Origin of the sequence: Janthinobacterium sp. AD80, from assembly GCF_002878455.1 — a bacterium.
Classification (GTDB): domain Bacteria; phylum Pseudomonadota; class Gammaproteobacteria; order Burkholderiales; family Burkholderiaceae_D; genus Janthinobacterium.
On sequence record NZ_NRDQ01000318.1, the window covers coordinates 1 to 1,578 of the forward strand.

General features: G+C 71.8%; 1 protein-coding gene and 1 pseudogene. Both read left to right on the forward strand.

Annotation, left to right across the window (positions count from 1 at the left end; translation table 11 throughout):
* Positions 1-737, forward strand: a 737-nt coding sequence (locus JaAD80_RS29095; RefSeq protein WP_146012612.1) for an ATP-binding cassette domain-containing protein, incomplete at its 5' end; no start/stop codon positions are given.
* Positions 734-1,578: pseudogene (locus JaAD80_RS29100) on the forward strand (ABC transporter ATP-binding protein); the annotation flags it as partial. The gene JaAD80_RS29095 and the pseudogene JaAD80_RS29100, both read left to right, overlap by 4 nt.

Consider the following 1,578-nt stretch of genomic DNA (forward strand, 5'->3'; position numbering starts at 1 on the left):
GCCCTTGCCTGGCGCCGAAGTGGCGGCCGCCGCCGTGTCCCCCCGCCGCCATGGCCCAGGCGGCGGCGCCCGCCGTCGATATCCGGCAACTGCGTTTTGCCCATCCCGGCGAAGCGCCCGTGTTCGACGGTTTCGACTTGACGGTAGGCCCCGGCGAGCACGTGGCCCTGCTGGGCGCCAGCGGCGCGGGCAAGACTACCTTGCTGTCGCTGCTGGCCGGGCTGCTGCCCGCCAGCGGCGGCGACATCCGTATCGGCGGCGTGCGCCTGAACGACAGCACGGTCAACACCTTGCGCCAGCGCATGGCCTGGATGGGCCAGCGTCCGCACGTGTTTGCCGCCTCCGTCAGCCAGAACGTGACCCTGGGCCGCACAGGCGCCACCGCCGCGCAAGTGACGCAGGCGCTGCACCTGGCCGACCTGGCTGCCGTGGCGCAGGCGCAGCCGGCCGTCATGCTCAGCGATGGCGGCCAGGGCCTGTCCGGTGGCGAAGCCGTGCGCCTGGCGCTGGCCCGCGTGGCCCTGCATCCGCATGCGGACTTGCTGCTGGTCGATGAGCCGACGGCCCACCTGGACAGCGAAACGGCGGCGCGCGTCACGGATGCCCTGCTGGCCCTGGCCAGGGGCAAGACAATGCTTGTTGCCACGCATGACCCCGTGCTGGCCAGCCGCCTGCAGCGCACGCTGCTGGTCGATGCCCGGCCGAGTCATCAGGAAGAAGCGGCGGTGCGCGCATGAACACTTCGCTCGCCTTGAACCCTGTGCTGCGGCAGTTGCTGCTGGCCCAGCCGGGCAAGCTGATCGGCGGCGCCATGCTGGCCGCCCTGACGGTGCTGGCCGGCATGGCCTTGCTGGGACTGTCCGGCTGGTTCATCACGGCCACCTCGGTTGCCGGGCTGCACGCTTCGACGGCCATCGTGTTTGATGTCTTCGGCCCATCGGCCGGCATCCGTTTGCTGGCCATCGGCCGCACGGGGGCGCGCTATGCGGAACGGCTGGTCACGCATGACGCCACGTTTGCCGCGCTGGCCAGCATCCGCGTGCAGCTGTTCCGTGGCTGGTCGCGCCCGGAAGCGGCCAGCCGTTTGCTGCGCCAGCCCGCCAAACTGCTGTTCCGCCTGACGGCCGATATCGACGCGCTTGAATCGCTGTACCTGCGCCTGCTGGTGCCCGCCTTTACGGCCCTGTGCGCCGCCTTGCTGGCGGGCGTGGCGCTGGGCGTCATGCAGTGGCAGCTGGGCGTGGGCCTGGCCGTGTGGCTGCTGGCCGCCGGCGGCGGCATCAGCTGGATCGTGGCGCGGCGTGCGCGCCGTCCCGCCATCGTACGCTCGCGCGCCATTGAAAAGCTGCGCTCGGGCAGCATCGACCTGGTGGCGGGCCAGACCGACCTGGTGATGGCCGGGCGCATCGACGCCCAATGCGCCGCGCTGGCCCGGATCGACCAGTCGCTGGCGCAGGCCGACCTTGCCTTGCAGCGCCTGGAAACTTCCGCCGGCGCCGCATATGGCGTGGCCGGCAGCGTGACCCTGGCCGGCGTGCTGCTGGCCGTGGCCGCGCTGGTGCAGCAGCAGGCGCTGGA